Here is a 6,178-nt window from a genome sequence, read left to right as displayed (position 1 = left end):
CGCCTGAACTTCAGCTTGAGTATCAGCATCGGCTCCATTTACCGAATCCAGCTTGGCATTAACGGCAGTTAGATTATCGTCAGTGACACCTGTGATCCCTGCAGTTGCATAGTCATCTACCGACGGTGCAGGGTTGGTATTATCTTCTGCATAAGCGGCGATTTTACTTAAAGCAGCATCAGTAGCCGCCTGTGCTGCCTCAGCTTCTGCTTGCTCTTGGGCTTGTTGGTCAACTAACGCCTGAACTTCAGCTTGAGTATCAGCATCGGCTCCATTTACCGAATCCAGCTTGGCATTAACGGCGTCCAAGTTATCGTCGGTGACACCTGTGATCCCTGCAGTTGCATAATCATCTACCGACGGTGCAGGGTTGGTATTATCTTCTGCATACGCAGCGATCTTATCTTGTGCTGCATCAGTGGCTGCTTGTGCTGCCTCAGCTTCAGCTTGTTGCGCTTCTGTAATGGCTTGCTCTTGAGCTTGTTGGTCAACTAAGGCTTGAACTTCTGCTTGGGTATCAGCATCAGCTCCATTTACCGAATCCAGTTTGGCATTAATGGCAACTAGGTTGTCATCAGTGACACCTGTTACCCCTGCAGTAGCATAGTCATCTACCGACGGTGCAGGGTTAGTATTATCTTCTGCATAAGCCGCGATTTTACTTAAGGCCGCATTTGTCGCAGCGAGTGCAGCCTCAGCCTCAGCTTGCTCTTGGGCTTGTTGCTCAACTAAGGCCTGAACTTCAGCTTGGGTATCTGCATCTGCTGCAGTTACCGAATCCAGCTTGGCGTTAACTGCTTCCAAGTTATCGTCGGTGACACCTGTGATCCCGGCAGTAGCATAGTCATCTACCGACGGTGCAGGATTAGTATTATCTTCTGCATAAGCGGCGATCTTATCTTGAGCCGCATCAGTAGCTGCTTGTGCTGCCTCAGCTTCAGCTTGTTCTTGAGCTTGTTGGTCAACTAAGGCCTGAACTTCAGCTTGAGTATCAGCATCGGCTCCATTTACCGAATCCAGCTTGGCATTAACGGCAGTTAGATTATCGTCAGTGACACCTGTGATACCGGCAGTTGCATAGTCATCTACCGACGGTGCAGGGTTGGTGTTATCTTCTGCATACGCAGCGATTTTACTTAAAGCAGCATCAGTAGCCGCCTGTGCTGCCTCAGCTTCTGCTTGCTCTTGGGCTTGTTGGTCAACTAACGCCTGAACTTCAGCTTGAGTATCAGCATCGACTCCATCCACAGAATCTAGTTTAGCGTTAACTGCTTCCAAGTTATCGCCAGTCACACCTGTGATACCGGCAGTAGCATAGTCCTCTACCGACGGCGCTGGGTTGGTGTTGTCTTCTGCATAAGCAGCGATTTTATCTTGTGCCGCATTTGTAGCGGCGAGGGCAGCTTCGGCCTCTGCTTGTTCTTGGGCTTGTAGCTCAACTAACGCCTGAACTTCTGCTTGAGTATCTGCATCGACTCCATCCACAGAATCTAGTTTAGCGTTAACGGCTTCCAGATTATCGTCGGTGACACCGGTCACCCCTGCAGTAGCATAGTCATCTACCGACGGTGCAGGGTTGGCGTTATCTTCTGCATAAGCGGCGATTTTACTTAAAGCAGCATCGGTGGCCGCTTGTTGCGCTTCGGCCTCTGCTTGCTCTTGAGCTTGTTGGTCAACTAACGCCTGAACTTCAGCTTGAGTATCTGCATCGACTCCATTTACCGAGTCTACTTTAGCGTTAACTGCTTCCAAGTTATCGTCGGTGACACCTGTGATCCCGGCAGTTGCATAGTCATCTACTGACGGTGCAGGATTAGTATTATCTTCTGCATAAGCAGCGATTTTATCTTGTGCCGCTTCAGTGGCTGCTTGTGCTGCCTCAGCTTCTGCTTGTTGCGCTTCTGTAATGGCTTGCTCTTGGGCTTGTTGCTCAACTAAGGCCTGAATTTCTGCGTGAGTATCAGCATCTGCTGCATTTACCGAATCCAGTTTGGCGTTAACGGCTTCCAAGTTATCGTCGGTCACACCTGTGATCCCTGCAGTTGCATAGTCATCTACCGACGGTGCAGGGTTGGTATTATCTTCAGCATAAGCAGCGATCTTACCTAGAGCTGCATCGGTAGCAGCTTGTGCCGCGTTTGTATTTTGTTGCTCTGTCTCTGAATCAGTTTGTTCTGCATCTGTCACCGGTTGTTCCGGTTCTACTACTGGCTGTTCAGTTTCTGCATCCACTTGTTCTGCGTCAGTATTGGGTTGCTGCGTTTCTGAGTCAGTTTGTTCAGCATCTGTCACCGGTTGTTCCGGTTCTACTACTGGCTGTTCCGTTTCCGTATCTACTTGTTCTGCGTCAGTATTGGGCTGCTGTGTTTCTGAATCAGTTTGTTCTGCATCTGTCACCGGTTGTTCTGGTTCTACTACTGGCTGTTCAGATTCTAGATCTACTTGCTCAGAGCCAGTATTGGGCTGCTGCGTTTCTGAGTCAGTTTGTTCTGCATCTGTCACCGGTTGCTCTGGTTCTGCTACTGGCTGTTCAGTTTCTGCATCCACTTGTTCTGCGTCAGTATTGGGCTGCTGCGTTTCTGAGTCAGTTTGTTCGGCACCTGTTACCGGCTGCTCTGGTTCTGCTACTGGCTGTTCAGTCTCTGAATCAGATTGCTCTGCGTCAGTAATTGGCTGCTGTGTTTCTGAATCAGATTGCTCCGCGTCAGTATTGGGTTGCTGCGTCTCTGAGTCAGTTTGCTCTGCATCTGTCACCGGTTGCTCTGGTTCTGCTACTGGCTGTTCAGTCTCTGAATCAGATTGCTCCGCGTCAGTAATTGGCTGCTGTGTTTCTGAGTCAGTTTGTTCAGCATCTGTCACCGGTTGTTCTGGTTCTGCAACAGGCTGTTCAGATTCTGGATCTACTTGTTCTGCATCAGTGTTGGGTTGCTGCGTCTCTGAGTCAGTTTGTTCAGCATCGGTCACCGGTTGTTCTGGTTCTGCTACTGGCTGTTCAGTCTCTGAACCTACTTGTTCCGCGTCAGTATTGGGTTGCTGAGTTTCTGAGTCAGTTTGCTCTGCATCTGTCACCGGTTGCTCTGTTTCTACTACAGACTGTTCCGTTTCCGTATCTACTTGTTCTGCGTCAGTATTGGGCTGCTGTGTTTCTGAATCAGTTTGTTCGGCATCTGTTACCGATTGCTCTGGTTCTGCTACTGGCTGTTCAGTCTCTGTATCAACTTGATTTGCTTCTGCATCTGACTGCTCGGTTTCTGTATCCGTTTGCTCAGCATCTGCATTTGTTTGTTCTGCTTCTGAATCTGATTGATCAGTCTCTGTATCAACTTGATTTGCTTCTGCATCTGACTGCTCGGTTTCTGTATCCGTTTGTTCAGCATCTACATTTGTTTGTTCTGCGTCTGAATCTGCTTGATCGGTCTCGGTATCAACCTGATTTGCTTCTGCATCTGATTGCTCGGTTTCTTTATCCGTTTGCTCAGCATCTGCATTTGTTTGTTCTGTGTCTGTATCTGCTTGGTCAGTCTCTGTACCAACTTGATTCCCTTCTACATCTGACTGCTCGGTTTCTGTATCCGTTTGTTCAGCATCTGCATTTGTTTGTTTTGCGTCTGAATCTGTATCTGCTTGATCGGTCTCTGTATCAACTTGATTTGCTTCTACATCTGACTGTTTAGTTTCTGTATCCGTTTGTTCAGCATCTGCATTTGTTTGTTCTGCGTCTGAATCCGCTTGATCGGTCTCTGTATCAACTTGATTTGCTTCTGCATCTGACTGCTCGGTTTCTGTATCCGTTTGTTCAGCATCTACATTTGTTTGTTCTGCGTCTGAATCCGCTTGATCGGTCTCGGTATCAACCTGATTTGCTTCTGCATCTGACTGCTCGGTTTCTGTATCCGTTTGCTCAGCATCTGCATTTGTTTGTTCTGCGTCTGAATCTGATTGATCGGTCTCAGTATCAACTTGGTTCGCTTCTGCATCTGACTGCTCGGTTTCTGAATCCGTTTGCTCAGCATCTGCATTTGTTTGTTCTGCGTCTGAATCTACTTGCTCTTGCTGGTCAACTAGGGCCTGGACTTCAACTTGGGTATCGGCGTCCACCTCGCTAACAGATTCCACCTTGGCATTGACGGCGGCCAGATTATCTTCGGTCACCCTAGTTATGCCCGCGGTGATATAATCTTCTAATGTTGGGACTGGGTTGCTGCTGTCTTCGGCAAAGGCAGCGATTTTAGCTAGCGCAGCATCAGTTGGCAGTACTTCACTAACTACATCATCCAAATCCTGATCAAAAGTGGTGGTTTCGACCTGATAGTTACCATCAGACCCATTACTATCTATTTTTGCATTTAAACCTGCCAGTGCCACTAGCGAAGCTAGCCCTAATGCAGCCGCATCGGAGCTAGATTCTGCAAAGGCCGCTGCGCACATAAGCTGATCTGAATTATCATCAACAGATTCAAGTAAAAACTCTATGACTCCTTCATCCGTCTCAGCGTCTAAATTAAGTTGCAAAAACTGTTCAGAAGATAACTGATTGCCAAAATAAATGGTTTGCAGTTGCTCTGGATTCAAAAAGAAATTTTCAATTATTATCTCATGGTTATTAGAAGTGCTTATAAGGAGGTCTAGGTCTTGTCGAACCACACTTACGACATCACATGCTTGCATGTCGATTATTATTTTTTCGCTTTTAGGTACATCAACCAGTGTGGTTGAGTCTTCTAGGTTTAGTGCAATAAACGATTGGTTACTTGTGTCTTGCATTTTTTGATCTCCAAACATCTTAATAGAGTTATTTAAATCGTCATAAATATTCAGAAACTGTTTTAAACTTAAATAAGTCACTTATATAAAGTGTTAGGGCTCAATAAATATTTACGCATTATTCGAATTAACTCAGATAACGCAAAAGATGCGCCAACCGCGGTATTGGTTATTTTTATATTAATATCAGTGGGTTAAGTAATTTCTTGGAGAGGGAGTTTAAACTTGATTCGCATTTTGCAATTCATATTGCTTTGAATTGCAAAATGCGCTGACGTTATATGAAGAAATTAAAGTAATTGATTATCTTATGGTTAAACTAATTACTGCCTTCACCTTGGGGTTGTGTGGAATACCATTGGTCGCCTTCTGTTCTGCCACCTGCTGCAGGTAAATTAATCTGAAAGGGCGGGGTAAAGGGTTCTAGAGCATTTTGATTAGGATCGTTGATATTGGCCACTGATACTGCTTTTTTGAGATTTAAGCCAGCGCACAAGGCGTTGCCGCCAACCCCCAAACCCAGAGCTGATGTTTCTGTAAATTCAGAACCGATTGGGCAACATTGACCGTCTAAGCCTAGACTATCAACTAATCCACCGGAAACCTGATAATATCCAGATGGACATGCACAGCTACCATTATTGGAACCACAAGCGGCATCACAACGCGCTGCGATGGGAGCACCTAGCGCGCCGATTGGATCATTCGATGAGCAGGTTAAAGGTGGTTGTCCTGCATCCAAAGGTAGATTAACGGGGGATTCACAGGGCTCACCTGTCACTACCTTTTGAGAAACATAACGAGAGCCGATGGGAGAACCTATCCCACCAATTAGCTCTGGCATGGGACAGACTTCTAAGGTTTGTTTATACAAAAAGCCGGGAATACCGTTGGGCGAACGACCAATTGCATAGTTAGGCCCACCTTGTAAGGCTTGGAAGTAACTAACAGCGCCGGTATTGGGTAAGCGACTCACACCACTATTGTCTAGTGATTCACTACTTACTGGTTTAATACAGGGATCTCCCTGGCAATTTAATTGGGTATAATAGATAGGCTCGCGACTGGTAAACCTATCATCACGTACACCTATTAATGCTCGATAATTTTGTGCAGGTTCCGTAGCGGTGCGATCTATGTAGAATAATTGAGGTGCATCATGTTCATCTAGGTTAACGACTTCTCCCATGACGGTGCCATTGCTATCGGCGACTACTATCGTATTGTCGAGTTGCTTTATTTTTTGTTTATACAAAGCGTCACGTACAGCCACTATGCCTACAAAACTTCCAATAACTAATATTGTCACTAGCAGGATGAGTTCTATTGTTAATACAAAACCTTGCTGCGTTTTTAAACATGATTGAATAGGTAAGTTATTATTCAAGTTGGACTTGTTCATGCTATTCCCTTT

The 6,178-nt window shown here is 46.0% G+C and carries 2 protein-coding genes; both read right to left on the bottom strand.

Annotation, left to right across the window (positions count from 1 at the left end; genetic code table 11):
- The coding region (locus ABJV04_RS05945) for a hypothetical protein (RefSeq protein WP_348490388.1) at window positions 1-4,764 on the bottom strand (4,764 nt) is incomplete at its 3' end.
- 319 nt (window positions 4,765-5,083) lie between these two features.
- Window positions 5,084-6,166, bottom strand: coding sequence for a hypothetical protein (locus tag ABJV04_RS05940; protein ID WP_348490387.1), 1,083 nt, complete (start codon window positions 6,164-6,166; stop codon window positions 5,084-5,086).
- Window positions 6,167-6,178 lie beyond the last annotated feature (12 nt).

The organism is Aliiglaciecola sp., from assembly GCF_039982535.1.
GTDB lineage: Bacteria > Pseudomonadota > Gammaproteobacteria > Enterobacterales > Alteromonadaceae > Aliiglaciecola.
The sequence above is the reverse complement of the archived record's forward strand: the minus strand, read 5'-3'. Positions and strand labels throughout refer to the sequence as shown.